Source organism: Chryseobacterium sp. Marseille-Q8038, from assembly GCF_965111995.1.
Map to the genome: position 1 here is coordinate 313799 of NZ_CBCOPN010000001.1, position 14833 is coordinate 328631.

At 35.2% G+C, this 14833-nt stretch carries 10 protein-coding genes; 9 read left to right on the forward strand and 1 reads right to left on the reverse strand.

Annotated elements, in window-relative coordinates; genetic code table 11:
- Nucleotides 1–64 precede the first annotated feature (64 nt).
- A complete protein-coding gene (locus tag ACWPWS_RS01415) occupies nt 65–4201 on the forward strand; it encodes a hypothetical protein (RefSeq protein ID WP_454045246.1) in 4137 nt (1378 codons plus the stop codon).
- 158 nt (nt 4202–4359) lie between these two features.
- Nucleotides 4360–5256, forward strand: coding sequence for a hypothetical protein (locus ACWPWS_RS01420; RefSeq protein WP_454045247.1), 897 nt, complete (start codon nt 4360–4362; stop codon nt 5254–5256).
- A gap of 62 nt (nt 5257–5318) precedes the next feature.
- On the opposite strand, the gene ACWPWS_RS01425 is transcribed toward ACWPWS_RS01420, so the two are convergent.
- Nucleotides 5319–5981, reverse strand: coding sequence for a S24 family peptidase (locus tag ACWPWS_RS01425; protein WP_105680736.1), 663 nt, complete (start codon nt 5979–5981; stop codon nt 5319–5321).
- A gap of 765 nt (nt 5982–6746) precedes the next feature.
- On the opposite strand from ACWPWS_RS01425, the gene ACWPWS_RS01430 reads away from it, so the two are divergent.
- From ACWPWS_RS01430 to ACWPWS_RS01460, 7 genes are all read left to right on the forward strand, one after another.
- The gene (locus ACWPWS_RS01430; RefSeq protein WP_156106583.1) at nt 6747–6905 is read left to right on the forward strand and encodes a hypothetical protein; all 159 of its coding nucleotides are present in this window, start codon (nt 6747–6749) and stop codon (nt 6903–6905) included.
- Nucleotides 6906–7287: 382 nt separating this feature from the next.
- The gene (locus ACWPWS_RS01435; RefSeq protein ID WP_156118455.1) at nt 7288–7455 is read left to right on the forward strand and encodes a hypothetical protein; all 168 of its coding nucleotides are present in this window, start codon (nt 7288–7290) and stop codon (nt 7453–7455) included.
- Between the two features lie 60 nt (nt 7456–7515).
- A complete protein-coding gene (locus ACWPWS_RS01440; RefSeq protein WP_209783859.1) occupies nt 7516–7896 on the forward strand; it encodes a hypothetical protein in 381 nt (126 codons plus the stop codon).
- Between the two features lie 304 nt (nt 7897–8200).
- Nucleotides 8201–12304 (forward strand): phage tail protein, encoded by a 4104-nt coding sequence (locus tag ACWPWS_RS01445; RefSeq protein WP_454045248.1) that lies wholly within the window; start codon nt 8201–8203, stop codon nt 12302–12304.
- Between the two features lie 31 nt (nt 12305–12335).
- A complete protein-coding gene (locus ACWPWS_RS01450) occupies nt 12336–12776 on the forward strand; it encodes a hypothetical protein (RefSeq protein ID WP_454045249.1) in 441 nt (146 codons plus the stop codon).
- 198 nt (nt 12777–12974) lie between these two features.
- Nucleotides 12975–13382 (forward strand): 5-fold beta-flower protein, encoded by a 408-nt coding sequence (locus ACWPWS_RS01455; protein WP_454045250.1) that lies wholly within the window; start codon nt 12975–12977, stop codon nt 13380–13382.
- Between the two features lie 413 nt (nt 13383–13795).
- A complete protein-coding gene (locus tag ACWPWS_RS01460; protein ID WP_454045251.1) occupies nt 13796–14653 on the forward strand; it encodes a hypothetical protein in 858 nt (285 codons plus the stop codon).
- The last annotated feature ends 180 nt before the right edge of the window (nt 14654–14833 follow it).

Genomic DNA, 14833 nt, shown 5'->3' on the forward strand with positions numbered 1-14833 from the left:
TTAGGCGGGTTTCTGCCTGAGAAGTTATTTACCAGCTTAATACAATCATAAAAAATGAATTACAATGAAGAATCAATTAAGTAATATATCAGTTCAATATCGAAAATTCAGTAAAGGACAGTATATAGAAGATCCGGATCAGTTCAATGAGTTTCTGGATTTTTTCGAAGATCAGGACCGTTTGTCCAGAGTACTGCTGCAGGGAGTAGGTATTGTATGCGGTCTCAAACCAACACTTATTTATAAAAACAGGCTGCTGAACAGCATACAGCTTTCACAGGGAGCGGCAATTACCACCGACGGAGATTTACTCACCCTGAATACTACCAGCAAGACGAGTGAAGATCTGTATATGAGTGATCTGAAAACGGTAGATCTGGAAAATAAAAAATTTACCCACTTTAAAGTATATGATAATTTTAAAGTAAAATATCCGTCCTTTTATGAAGGAAGCGAGCAGATAGAATTATGGGAATTGGCAACAGCTCAGGAAGCAAGAACGGATTTTCAGTCTATTAATAACCTTACAAATTTAGAAGACAAATACCTGCTGCTGTATTTGGAGGATTATGAAAAAGAAGTTAAACCTTGTAGAGGTGTTGACTGTGATAATCATGGAATACAACAAATCAGAAACCTTAAGGTATTAGTTACTACAGCAAGCGGTATTACTCATATTCTTGGAGAAGAAGGTTTTTCTCTGCCTGACCCCATAACAGGTGTCGTTACACCCAAAAGAAAAGATCGTCTTCAGCCTCATCCTTTGTTTATAGAAGATATCATGGAGCCTGTAAAACAAAACCGTATTATTTTAGAACGTTTTGTGTCAAAAAACAAGGTGGAAGTCTCTGATTTAAAAAAGATGTATATCAAAGCCGTAGATAAAGCTGATTATGGGAAGAGTATTTTTGAAAAAATCTCAGCAATTGCTAAAATTTTAAGAATTCCAGGTGCCAGCTATGAATCTTTCAAAATATCACTAGACAGAGTTATTAATCAGGAAACAGGCTTTCAGTATACTTATGATGTGATAAAGGATTTGATGGATACCTATTCTGAAATCATAGAATTACTTCCTAAAGCATTTACCAAATGTCTTCCCGATTTTGCCTCTTTTCCTAAACACATCATGCTTGGGAAACTAATAACAGATGTCCAGCTGGATTCCTCAAGACATCAGTTTTATAATTCGCCTGCTTTAGACGATGAAAAAGCGACCCAAAAAGTTAAAACCTTAATCAATCGTTTTAATCAACAAGCGGGAAATTTTAATCCTGATAATATTATTAAAAATAAAGTGCGGGTTAAAATTACCCCATCGCAAAAATTAAATCCTCTGAGCAATAAGGCGGTTCCTTTCTACTACCAGGCTACAGAAGAATTTTTAAAAACATGGAATTTTGATAAGACCAGCAACCGTTCATCTGGAAATAATTTGACATTTGATACGGAGTGGGTGCCAGTAGGGCTGTTTGAAAAAGAAAACCCTCTAAACCTCAATATAGATAACTATTCGTTTTATAATATAGAAGGCCATCAGGGGATGGATCACCGAATTGCTTTTGAACAGATAAAAGAAATCAGGGATAAGCAGCAGCTGGGATTTGATATTATGCTTTTGTCTTTAGAAGAATTGGTAGGCAATAAAGATCTGTCAAAGGCTTATTTCAATGAATATATAGAAAAGAACTCAGGGTTAGAACACAAACGGGGCGTTGAAAGAAGAGGGACTTTTATAATGGTTTACGATTCCATAAAAAATCCAAAAATTATCGCAGACTTTTCACTTCCATACATCTGTTGTACGCCAAAAGCAATTGTTAAATTAAGTTTGCCTACTGCTGTTATTTGTGCTGAAGCCAGTCCTATACCTTTTACAGTATTCCCTTTGAATGGAGTTGTAAAAGCAAGTGTTGGCGGTGGAGTAAAACAATCCGGCAATGGACAGTATATCTTTGATCCGAAGTCAGTAGGTGAAGAGTTCCATGGTCAGGAAATTACTTTTACAGTGAATGGGAAGCCTACGAACTGCAGTATCAAAGTTATTTCACAGCCGGAAATAAATATAGCGGTTGGCGATGTCTTCTATCCGGAAGGTGAGTCTATCATAACGGAGGTAAACTTTAAAGTTTCAGGACCAGACTTTGCAGACTACACTTATAATTGGGATTTCCTGAATAATGGACATGTCATTAACAAGCAACCGGATGAAAACGGAAATGTAAGCTATGAGTTCTATAATCTGGATCCTAAAAACATTCCATTGATAAAAGTGGAGGTGAGCGGTCACGGATGTACCCAGGTCATTATTATAAGAGGCTGGTACGATGCTCCGGTTCGATTAAGCTTGCCAGCAAGTGTTATTTGTTCTGCAGCCGATCCTTTACCTTTTGACGTATTTCCTGAGAATGGAGTTGTGGCAGCCAGTATTGGTGCTGAAGCTAGTGTTATATCCAGCGGTGGGAGCTATTCCTTTGTTCCGAATTTAGTGAATCCTACGTTGTATGGTCAGGAAATTACCTTTACTGTAAACGGACAATCTACTAACTGTAAGATCAAGGTTATTCCGCCGCCTAAAGTTAATTTTGCTTATACTGTTAATTATCCAAGTGGTGGTTCAACAGAAACAACAATAAACATTGAAGTTTCAGGGCCGTACTTTGCAGAATATAATTACAGCTGGGATTTCCTGGGTCAGGGACAGTTTACCGCACAAAATCCTGTAAATGGTAAGATCAGTTATAAATACACCAATCTGGATTTAAAAAATATTCCTGTGATAGGGGTGAAAGTTACAGGTGGAGGATGTAATCAAAGTACTGCAATAAGAGATTGGTATGATGTTCCGGTTCGGGTAAGTTTAGCAACAGATGTTATTTGTTCTGCAGCCGACGCTATACCTTTTATTGACCTATTTCCTGTGAATGGGGTTGTAAAAGCCAGTCTTGGTGCTGAGTCTAGTGTTGTTGGATCCGGCAATGGGAACTATTCCTTTGCTCCGAATCTGGTAAGCCCTACCTTACATGGCCAATACATTACATTTACTGTAAACGATAAAGCAACTAATTGCCGTATTAAGGTTATTCCACCACCTAAAGTGAACGTTAATTATACTGTTGATTATCCAGCAAATGGTTCAATAGAAACCATAATAAACATTGACGTTTCCGGACCTTACTTTACAGACTATATGTACGAATGGGATTTCCTGGGGAATGGACAGTATACTCAACCACAACCTATAAATGGTAAGATAAGTTATAAATACACCAATCTGAATCCAAATAATATTCCGGTAATAGGGGTGAAAGTGACTGGCGGCGGATGTTTTCAAAGTATATCTGTAAGAGATTGGTATACCTCATTACGTTTGCTGCAAAATGTTATTTGCTCTGAAGCCAAACCTATAGATTTTGTTGATGTAATCCCTCAGAATGGATCTATAAAGGCGTATGTTGGTAGTGTTTCTGTTGGGGGTGTTGTATCTGGTTCCTTCAATCCGCAATTAGTGGATCCTGCATTCCATGGTCAGACCATTACTTTTACGATGAACGGAAAACAAACCAATTGCAGTATCAAGGTTATTAAGCAGCCGAATATTGCAATATCTGTTAAATCTGTTGATTATCCTACGGGTGGTTCAAATGAGACAAAAGTATACCTTGAAGTTACCGGACCAAACTTTGGAGACTATACCTACAGTGCTGATGGTAGCCCGCTTCCTAAACCGGATATCAATGGAATTACAATTCATAGATTGTATAATCTGAATCCGGAAGGAAATCCCACCATAATGGTGACGGTGAGTAACGGAGAATGTACTCAGACCATGAGGTTAACCAATTGGTACAAGCCTGCATCTGTTGTAATAAACAATATCGATTTCTCAAAAGGAGAACATGTACAGTGCTGTGAAAGCATTAAGCCTATTGTTATCGTTGAACCACGCGATACAAAAGCCCTTGTGAAAGATCGATTTTTTATATTGGAAGGAGCCGCAAATGCTGGTGAACTATCAATGCTTCTTTATTCCTGGTTTCAGGTAAGTGGCCCATCTGTAGCTATACTTACCTATGATATTGAAAAACCATTCCTGAAGGTTACTAATTTAGCCGCTGGGAACTATAAATTCCGATTTATGGTTTTTGATGCAAACAGTAATGCATTTGATTTCAAAGACGTGAATGTAAATCTGGCGTAATAATCAGACTTCTGTATCTGATCATAAACGAAGAGTTCAAGATATAGATTTTATGTATTACACTATACTATAAGAGGGTGTTCATGCGGTTCTTTAGACTCAAACCACCCTCTTAAATATAAATGAAAACATAATAATAACAATTAAAACATAAAATAATGGAAGCAGCAGAAGATTGCAAAATTTCATTTAATATCGATTATACATCTTCCTTGTCTGTAGATTATGCATTTGCGTACTATAAAAAGCAGGGACCAGGGCAGCAAGATGTAAAGCAAGAGTTAAATCCAGTGCCTGCGAGTGGTGAATTGGTAAAACTTCCCATCATTCAGGCTCCTGGTACTTACGACTTGAGAATAGAATTATTATCAGGGAATGTGAGTGCCGAAAGTAAAAGTTTTTTTAAAATAGGCATGTGTGCTTCTTGTGAAAAACCGTCTATTAATAAAGTCGCCGCAGAGAATGATGGTCAGTTAGTAATGTCATATATACTGGATAATTATTCAAATTTTGTTGCAGTAGAATATCAAATAGCAACAGATGCTGAATTTACAGATATTATTTATTCACAAAGGGGTGTTAATTACTACTCTCCTGAATATATAGATATGAATAGGGCAAAGATTCTTAAAGGCATTTATTATATGAGAGTAAGAAAATATTGTTCAGCTGGGTCTGAAACAGGAGTTTCAGAGTGGTCGGATGTGTCTGTGTTTGAAGCTGGAGAATGGACTATTCAAAAAATTGTACAAGCCTTTTGTATACCAGATAACTATGGTAGAGATAATGAAATTATTTGTAAAAGAGAGGATGATTGGAAAAGGTATGTGATGTTGAATACCCCTGAACCCAAAATAGGAAGTTTAATTTATTTAAAGGATGGTATAACCTTGGCAGTTCCGGGAAATCTGGAAGAGTTTGATATGGATCCTTTTATTGGATTTAATAAGAATGGGATTAGGTGGATAAGATTTCCGGATTTTGATATGAGTGTGGTGTATGAAGTAAATTCCAACACAGCAAGGATAGAAGGTATTTCAGGCCTTACCTGTTAAAAAAATCACCAAAATACCCCAATAAAATCCTCAAGAAATTGAGGATTTTATTTCCTGGGCAGTTATCTTCTGTTGTTTTTACGTCTTGTACTTATAATATTGAAAAGTTTGGCAACATCCTTAAGATGGATCTCGAAATCCTCATAATATTCATTCAGAGAATGAAGGGTGATAATGCCTTTCTCAACATCATGGTTAACAATTCGCTTTACTAAAATTCCTTTCTCTTTGTGAACGATTACAAAATCCCACTTATCATAATGCAGTTTACTCATCCAGTAATCCTGTCTGATATTTCTGCATAAGATAATATCGCCTTCCAGATAGCTCTCGTATGAGCCGTTATCCATACTGTCTCCTTTCACTTCAAAACACATATATTCACCTCTGTGCTCTATATCGTCCGTAAAAGGAATAGTGGGTAAGCTTTCTATATATTCTTCATCAGCAAAATTACTCAGATATCCCGCTTGTGCATATTGATTCGCTAATGGAACGTGCATGATCTTTAAATCTGAAAAAACCACTGGAGACGCACTGTCATCATTGAGTTCCTGTTGTTTTAAAAGTAAGTTGGTGACAAAGTAAGCTGTTGTTTCCGGTATTTTTCGTTCGCCTTTTTCCCAATATTGCACGGCTCTGGTGCCTACTCCTATAGATTTTGCTATATCAGCCTGCTTCATGTTTAGTTTCTTTCTAATTTCTTTGAATTCTAAATAGTTCATTTTGATATGTTTATAGTTATTTGTAAAAAAAAATGAACAAAATGTTCGTTTTTATTTTGAAAAACGAACAATGTTCGTATATTTGTTTAGTCATTAAGTTGGAACAGTACAAATGTACAAAATTATATTTAAAATTTAATATTTTTTTAATATTTTAAAATGTTACTTTTTGTTTGTAATTAAATGTAAATAAGTGAGTTGAAAGTTTATTTTATAGATAATATATTTAAAATACAGATATTTTCTTTTTTTGTTTTGTCCGGAGCAAGTAGGAATTAGGAAATTTTTAAATCGTCTGTAAAATGTAAAAAGTGCGTTTTTTTATATTGCTTTGTTTGAGTTTTGTTCGTTTTTGTATTGTTTCATTGATGATAAAAATGCGTTTATTTTTGATAAATATCTGAATAAAGCAATCATTTTGCTCTTTGTTTTTCCTGAAAATAAAAAACAAACCCAAAATGTAGAATAACACTACTGTCCAACATATAAAATATCGATTAATTATAGTTGTCAGTAAAGTTGATAATACATCCTGAAAGGGCAAATGAAATGTAAAATAAAGAAGTCAGGGTAAGATTTTTATTGGGAAATACCCGGTACCGGCTTCTAAAAAACAAAATTAATTGAATTAGACATCTTTTAGAAGGCGGAATATTCGTCTTTAGGGATTCTAATGACTTTATCAAACGGTCAACAGGTAAGAAGAGGAAGCCTGTCTGATTCGGAAAAAACTATTTAACCAAAAAAAACTTTTAACCATAGAATATGAAACGTAGTAAAGAATTAGTCGAAAAAAGAAAAGATTTTGTCATTGATTATGTAAAACGTAATCAGGATAAACAGATGAAAGTGATTGTCAACGAGCTGATGGAAATGTTGTTTTTGTCTGAAAGAACAATTTATAACATCATTCTTCAGCCATAGACATGGTCACGGAAGAAAGCTCAATCCTTACCATTTAATATAATGTTGTAATGTGAATATCAGTAAGATAGTGTTTGTAGATAGTGTGTATTCATAATTCATGTCTTGAAATTATTCATTCTAAAAAGATAAAAAAGGATTCAAAGTTATTGCTAAATCCTCAACAGCCCCAAACATGAGATTAAAAGGCGGCTCTGATATCTTTCTCAAATTTAAATTATAGGTAAAATATTAAGGTGAAAAACGGTTTTTGCTTGGTCGTTCTGTTGTTTTAATGAAACAAGAATGGTAAAAAGAAACCGTTTGGCCTTAGTGTATTGGAAGAGAAATCAATTAAAAAAAACTAAAAAGCAATTATTCATTTAATAAAATTCTAGTAGCCATGAAAAAAAAAGAAAAGAAAAAAAAGAAAAAAGATAAGGAAAAACTGAAGAAACCAGGGAGAGATATCAGTGATATTATTGACGAGTTAGCGTATGCGGATGAGAGCGAAAATATCCGGAAAATCAGAAAGTTTTTAGATGATATGTACATCCTGTCTCAGGAATAATTAAACATCTGAAAGTGGTTTGAAAATTAAAATTTTTAATAAATAATAGAGAAGAAAAGAATGAATTTGGATAGTATAAAAGCCCTGTTAATCGGAACTGCAATAGCATTTTCAGGAGGATTACTGAGGGTACTGGTCTCCATACAAAATAAAGAGAAAAAACAGCCATGGGAACATTTTATCACATTGGTAATCGTAGTAATCGTAGGCTTTACGATGAGTTATTTAATGAACAGAGCTGAATTGCATGACAAATGGTATTCAACAGGAGTATTGTTTGTATTGGGATATGGTTATGATAAATTCCTGAAAATGATCACTAATAATCTGCCTAACTGGATTGATAAAGCAGTGAATCTTTTTATTGAAAACAGATGTGGTGTCAATACAAACAGACCATCTGATGAAGAAGAAGAAAAAAAAGATGATATGAAATCATAAAAAGATTCTGAAACAGTCTTTACTGTAATGACAGAATCAATCACTCCAAAAGAGATATTCTCCCGGAAAAGAGTGGATTTAAAACTTAAAAAACCTGAAAATTTAAAAGCAAGAGAACAAACAAGGAAATGGTTCAGTGTTGCCTGTTTCTCAAAGTCAAATACCATTTCTATTTACTTACATTCTTAAAGAATCTACCTCACCCGGTATGATTTTTCCAACCCGGCAGGCACCCTATAAGGCACAATATCTTAGTTGTGCCTATAGGTCTTTTAAAACAATATGAAATTAAAAAACTAAGTCAATGAAAGCAGCAAAACCTGTAGAAAAAGACAATAAGGCCCATAAAAACCAGAGCAAAAAGCAAAAGCCGAAAGATCCGGCAGTTGTACCTTTGGCTGAGGTAGATAGGGCCAGTATACAGACACAAAAATCCGGAAATCGGGGCATTAATGCGGGATCAGGAAGTCCCAATGATAGCCTGCTCAACCTCAATGGTACTATTGCGGGGGTTCATGATTCACAAGACATTTATGGCCAGGGATCAGAAAAAAATTATGGAAAACTCCAGGAGAGTCTGGCGAAAACCGGAGATATCAACCATCCCGACACCAGGAAAATGGAAAAAGGCTATATGTCTACTTTGAATGACAATCAAATACAAGATTATCATACACTCAAATCCGGAACCTATCTTCCCAAAACAGTACAGGAACAAGCTGTAGTGTATCAGGAAAGCAAGAGCATTCAGGAAGTAAAACCGGATACAAAGACGGCAGGAAAAGCAGTTTCCAAGAAACCGGAAATTGCTGCTGTAGAAAAACCACAGTCAGTCACTGCAGATAAAACGGTGGAGGCTGATGCGGAAACTAAAACCTCTGCAAATGCCACAGACAATCCCGGATTTATAGAATTGAGCGGACGGATCAGTACCACAGCTAAGTTACAGAAACAACACGAACCATCAGGCAAAGCGACCAATGATGCACAAGCTGCAGCACCATCACCTGCCAACGAACGTCAGAGTATGGCGCAAGCAAGCCAAGTGAACACCATGGATGAACAAAAACCTGGGCTGTTCAAGAAAGAAGATTTTAAAGCTTTGCTAAGTGAAAAAATACATAATATTAAGCTTCCGAAAAATGAAGAGCAGGCAGATGAGTTTGAGAAACATAATAATATACAGGAAGTAAATCAAAAGGCAGTAGGTGATGTTAAAAAAGAGAAGAATGTAGCCTCTAATGATATTGCTTCTGCAACAGCTGCACAACCTAATACAGCTGCACAACCTGTTCGTGCCGTTGCAAAAATGCCAACACAAAATGTAGGGAATGCTCCGGGTACGCCAAATGCAGCGAAAGCGATGCCGGTGAAAAGAAATGCAGCAAGCGTAGAACAGCCTATTAAGGAGCAAACAGCAAGTATCGACAGTGAAATGAAAGCCAATGGAGTCACCGATACGATGTTGGCAAAATCTAATGAACCTACGTTTACAGATGCTTTGGTCCAAAAGAACAAAGCCAAAACCCAAAGTGTTGCAGTAACTCAACAGTTCAGAACCAACGAAAATAAAGAGCTGTCTAAAACCCGTAACGAAGCCCAAGCCCAGGCGGAGCATCATATTAGTGGCATCCATGGTGCGAGAAAAGGCGGACTAGGCAATGTACATGGTGAACAAAAGCAAACCTCAGGCAAAGACAGCCAGAAACGAAAAGAAATTGCCGATCATATTAATGGTATTTACCTTACTTCTAAAACCGATGTGGATGGTATTTTAAATAACCTGGACAAATCGGTGGCCGAAAAATTTGATAATGGCAGCAAAGAAGCTAAAAAAGCATTTGAAGCCCATGTTGATAAAGAAATGAAGGCTTATAAAAAGAAACGTTATGGGGATGCCTATGCAAAATACGGAGCTTTAGTGGCAGCTGGGAAATGGTTATGGGACAAAGCTACAGGCTTACCTAAAGAAGTCAACAAATTTTTTGACAGTGGTAAGGACTTGTACATTAAAGTCATGGATAAATTTATTGACCAAATCGCAACCCATGTTACCACGCAGCTTAATGCAGCCAAAACCAGAATTGCTAAAGGCAAAAAAGAGGTACAGACTTATGTCAACAGTTTATCGCCAAGTTTAAGAAAAATTGGAAAAGATGCTATTGCAGAGATCCAAAGCAAATTCAATGCATTGGAAGACAGCGTAAACAGTAAAAAGGATGCATTAATTGATGTGTTGGCTAAAAAATACGCAGACAATATAACAAGCATTGATGCCAGAATTGCAGACTTAAAAACACAAAATAGCGGATGGGTGAATCAGGCTCTTGATGCTCTTAGAACCAGTGTGTTTGCCATTATTATTGAAATTAAAAATACGCTTACCAATTTATTGTCCGGTGTTATGAGTGCCATTCAGGCGATTATCATGGATCCGATAGGGTTTTTCAAAAATCTTATTGCCGGAGTTTCGCAAGGGTTTACCAATTTCGGGAATAACATCTGGACTCATCTTAAAACCGGTTTCTTCGGATGGCTGACCGGAGCGATGAAAGGTATTTCTATTACGATGCCGGAAGATGTATTCTCTCTAAAAGGAATTTTCTCCATTACCACACAGGTGCTTGGTTTAACATGGAGTGGTATCAGAGCCATCGGATCCAAAGTAATAGGAGAACCTGTAATGAAAGTTCTTGAAACAAGTTTTGAAATGGTACAAATTGTTCGTAAAGAAGGTGTTGCCGGACTTTGGGAGCATTTGAAAGATCAGTTTGCTGACCTTAAAGCGACGGTAATGGATGCTATTATGGACATTATCCAGACACAGGTCATCCAGGCAGGTATTAAATGGGTGATGGGATTGCTTACTCCGGTAGGAGCATTTATAAAAGCAGCAATGGCCATTATAGATGTGGTGAAATTCTTCATCCAGCGGGCTGCACAAATCATGGAACTGGTAAAAGCCTTTACTGATAGTATAAAAGCAATTGCCAGTGGAAATGTAGGAGCAGTGGCCAAATCGATAGAAAATGCATTAGGCAGAGCTGTTCCTGTATTGATTGGTTTCTTAGCTTCATTACTGGGAATTGGAGGCTTAGCAGATAAAGTTGTTGGGGTAATACGTAAAATACGTGAGCGTATTGTGAAGGCAATTACTAAGTTCTGGACGTTTGTGAAGAGTAAAGCAGGTAAACTGTTAAGTAAATTGGGTGTTGGGAAGAAAGATAAGAAAGGTAAAGACAAAAAAGAGAAAGAAACTCGTACGCAAGAAGAAATGAAACATGACTTGCGTAAGGGGATTGCGAAGGGTACAAAACTCCTGAATGACGAAAGCCTTGACAAAAAGGAAATCCAAAAAAGATTAGATGTATTGGAAGAAACCTATGATTTGAAGGAGCTTAAAATTGTTACAACCAAAGTAGATAAGGAAGGAAAGGAAACTTCTCACATTGAAGGAGAAGTAAATCCGAAAGAAAAAGGAGTTGATGTTACAAGGGATTTAGATGATAAGGAACTGAAATACAGTATTCGGAAAATTGCTTTTGTAAAAAATGAAAAATACGACATAAACAAAGGAGAATATCCTGAGAAATTCAGAGAAGATATGCTTAAATTTATTGCAAGTGTACCAGAATTGAACAAACAAATTGATAATAAGTTGAGAAGAGATATGATTTCACATACAGGAGGTATTCGTAAATGGGAAATCCATCAGGGAGCTATTTATTCTCCGTTTGTGGGAGAATATCAGCAGGCATTACAGGAAATGCGTAAGGAAATTACGGGAGAATATATTATTACTACAGAAACGGGTGGATCCTTTTTGGGAGATGCGGTAACCAAAGGTACTTCTATCAAAAATGAAAAGATACAAAAAATGCCAAGAGATATAGCAACAGGTAAAAATCATAAAAGCCAACAACCCGAAGATATAGTGAAGCATATTCACCAAAGTATGAAAAAAAATAAAAATGCTGATATCTCCTTTACAATTGTAGAACCTATTATTTCTGGTGGTTCAGTTCATGGTATCTTAAATGAAATGATTGAAGAAAAAATACTAAACATATATCTAAATATAAAAATAAAACTTGTCACCATACAGGAGACATTAGGTGTTAACATTGATGGAGTAAAAAAAGGTTTAAATAATAAGGTGTTAAATATGAATAAGATAGCAAATGCTAATAGGGTTCATATTAATTATGCACAAACCAGTTACATTTTAGGTGAAGATATTCCTAACCAAACAAAATATGATGGAAAGGAAAAAATTATAATATTCAATACAATGGATGAAACGATGATAGCATATCAAATTACTCCTATTGAAAACACTACCACTAGGGACATTGTAATTGCATTAGGTAATGGGATACTTAACGGGAAACTGGAGGGCATTTTATAAATAGTATATTTGATATCTTAAAAATAATATTATGGGAAAAATAATCATAGATTTAAACAATCCAAAATCAAAATATTTTATTACTCAGAACGAAGAAATAATAAATAAATATTTGTCGGGTATTCAAGATATTAATATAGTCAATGAATTGATAAATAAAGTCATACATGATGAATTAATATTATATGTGGAAGAAGAGTTTATGTATTTGAGTTTGTGTGAAACAACTTATAATACCATATCTCAAAACACTTTTGTAGAACTACAAAACAATGCACTATTACCACAATTTCTTCAATATTCAGAGAATATGTATGTAAATTTTGATTATGAAAATGATATATTTATTAATTCTGAATTAGGAGAAAATTATCTAAAAAATAATATTCCATGTTTAGTTCATTTAGATAAGAATATTTTAATTTTTTATATTTTGGATGAAGATGAAGTATCTTTCATTATACCTCAATAATCATATTAGGAATATTATTGAACAATAACTAAAAATGAAAGCGAAATTTCTAAACAGAAATTTCGCTTTTTCTTTCAAAAAACTCCTCCCTCCGAAAAGGAAGCTACAGTTTTATTTTAATCATCCAACATAAAAGAATAATCAATACTTTTGAATACATCAAATAACCAAAGTTAACAACTCATTAAAATATTGATTATGAAAAAAATACTATTCTTTTGTTCCCTGCTATTCGGTCTTTCTGTAGGCGCCCAAACTATAGAATCCGGAAGCCACAGTACCACAGGATATATCAAAAGTGACGGAACCATAGAAAACAGCAGTCATTCCACGGTGGGATATATTAAAAACGATGGTACGATTGAAAATAAAAGTCACGGCACAATTGGCTATATTAAAAGTGACGGAACTATTGAAAACAAAAGCCGTTCTACGGTAGGTTATGTAAAAAAAGACGGAACTGTAGAAAACAGCAGTCATTCCACTATGGGGTACATCAAAGATGATGGAACGGTTGAAAACAGCAGCCACAGTACTATCGGGTATGCCAGGGGAATCAAAAAAGAATGGGCAGCGGTAGTATATTTCTTCTTTAAATTGGATTGATAATCTGTTCATAAAAGGAATTACGTCTTTTAAGGATATACATTAAAAAGCAAGGCTTGGATTTTTATAATCCGAGCCTTTTTTATTATAGATACAGAACGGGTTTACTAAACAGAAATGCAGAAACTGTTATTTAATTATTCGGAAAAAAAGGATACTGCAACTACAGAACCGAAAGGGCAAAAAACTTTCACAGGAATAAAAAAAGGATGAATTTTGAGCTTTGAAATTTAAGAAGCAGGCCATTCAGTTTTACAAAAATAACAGGTGCTGCAACTACAGAATCGGAAGGTCCAAAAGCTTTCACGGGAATCAAAAAAAGATGAATTTTGGACTTGAAATCAATGATACTAACTGGTATCTCTAAAAACAATCATACAAATAATATAAATAGTAAAGAATAGTGAAATATTATGAAAAAAGATGAATTAACTCCAAGGCAAGAATTAAAAACCTATTTTGAAACCGGTAAACATCCAACGCAAGGCCAATTTTCGGAACTGATAGATTCTTTAAGACACAGGGAAGATACCCTGACCAATAAAGAAAAGGCGATCCTTGCCAATAGTCTGGCACTTATTGAGAATGCATTTATTTACTATTCTACAAACATTATTGGAGATTTAAAATTCAGGGTTGTTGTTAGCTCACAGGATGAAGAAGATCAGGTGGTAACCGTAAGACAAACTGACAACGCTGTGGAAAAGCAATTCTTATTAGGCAGCGCACCGTATACGTTTAAAGTAAAGGAAATATTAGAAGAAACTTTAAAAGAAACTGAATATTATCTTTTGAGATATGAATTAAGCCCAAGCTATACCATTTTAAAAATGTTTGGAAATGAGCTGAATACTATTCCTGAAGGTTTTGATTTAGGGGTGCTGGAGGGCAAAAGGTTGCCCATACAAATTTATAAACAGGATTATGGAAGAAAGGTAAACGTTATAAATACAAATATTAAGTTTGTTAATAAAACAGAAGTACCTATACAATACAGGGTAATTGGAAGTAACTGGAGTTCGAGATTCACAGCTGAAGACTCTGTTACTGATCATTATGATATAGCTGATAATTTAAGCTTTAATTATAAGGCAGACCTTACGGAAGTGAATCGATCTATACAATGCACCATTTTTGACGAGGATACCAATAGTCTTTTAGCTACAAACTACTTATATGCCGGACTCAACCAGGATATCTGGTATGGTGGTGACATAAGTGAAATCAGAAATGTAAGGATCGAATGTAATTATTCTATTAATGAAAAATAGTCAGATGGGAATCTGAGCAATTCATATTACAGAATATTTATACTCCTGAAATAAGCATATTGGCATAATCAAATTTGCCAGGATGATCTAAGAATAAAGGTGTGAATTTTAAAATGATGTACCTATTATCCGACTCTAAAAACTAAGGTTACTAAAAGCCCCAAAAGTTTTACAAACATG

Excerpts from the sequence above, each read along its gene's own strand:
- ACWPWS_RS01430 (WP_156106583.1), top strand. The coding sequence starts at position 6,747 with ATGAAACGTAGTAAAGAATTAGTCGAAAAAAGAAAAGATTTTGTCATT.
- ACWPWS_RS01425 (WP_105680736.1), bottom strand. The coding sequence starts at position 5,981 with ATGAACTATTTAGAATTCAAAGAAATTAGAAAGAAACTAAACATGAAG.
- ACWPWS_RS01460 (WP_454045251.1), top strand. The coding sequence starts at position 13,796 with ATGAAAAAAGATGAATTAACTCCAAGGCAAGAATTAAAAACCTATTTT.
- ACWPWS_RS01445 (WP_454045248.1), top strand. The coding sequence starts at position 8,201 with ATGAAAGCAGCAAAACCTGTAGAAAAAGACAATAAGGCCCATAAAAAC.
- ACWPWS_RS01450 (WP_454045249.1), top strand. The coding sequence starts at position 12,336 with ATGGGAAAAATAATCATAGATTTAAACAATCCAAAATCAAAATATTTT.
- ACWPWS_RS01415 (WP_454045246.1), top strand. The coding sequence starts at position 65 with ATGAAGAATCAATTAAGTAATATATCAGTTCAATATCGAAAATTCAGT.
- ACWPWS_RS01435 (WP_156118455.1), top strand. The coding sequence starts at position 7,288 with ATGAAAAAAAAAGAAAAGAAAAAAAAGAAAAAAGATAAGGAAAAACTG.
- ACWPWS_RS01420 (WP_454045247.1), top strand. The coding sequence starts at position 4,360 with ATGGAAGCAGCAGAAGATTGCAAAATTTCATTTAATATCGATTATACA.
- ACWPWS_RS01455 (WP_454045250.1), top strand. The coding sequence starts at position 12,975 with ATGAAAAAAATACTATTCTTTTGTTCCCTGCTATTCGGTCTTTCTGTA.
- ACWPWS_RS01440 (WP_209783859.1), top strand. The coding sequence starts at position 7,516 with ATGAATTTGGATAGTATAAAAGCCCTGTTAATCGGAACTGCAATAGCA.